This window comes from Paraburkholderia sp. SIMBA_054 (assembly GCF_046534875.1).
In the GTDB taxonomy this organism is placed as follows: domain Bacteria; phylum Pseudomonadota; class Gammaproteobacteria; order Burkholderiales; family Burkholderiaceae; genus Paraburkholderia; species Paraburkholderia hospita.
On the sequence record NZ_JAWRXV010000857.1, the window covers coordinates 1 to 269 of the forward strand.

At 66.5% G+C, this 269-nt stretch carries 1 protein-coding gene; it reads right to left on the minus strand.

Annotated features, from left to right (window positions below; genetic code table 11):
• Nucleotides 1-269, minus strand: a 269-nt coding sequence (locus tag SB822_RS57545) for a PilC/PilY family type IV pilus protein (protein ID WP_410859168.1), incomplete at both ends; no start/stop codon positions are given.

Here is a 269-nt window from a genome sequence, read left to right on the forward strand (position 1 = left end):
GGCGGCGGTATGGGTGGCCTGGAACAGCGGATCGCCGCCATTGGCCACCGACCAGGACGCCGGGGTGGAGGCGCCGAGGTCGAACTTCCAGACATTGCCGAGCATGTCGCCGGCATAGACCGTGTCCACGGTGCCGTTGCCGTCGATGTCCCAGGCCACCGGCGCGGACAGTCCGTTGGAATCCGGGTCGTCGGTCACCGCCGAACCGACACCGGTATCGATCTTCGAGATCAGCGCGCCGGTATCGAGGTTGTAGACCATCAGCACCG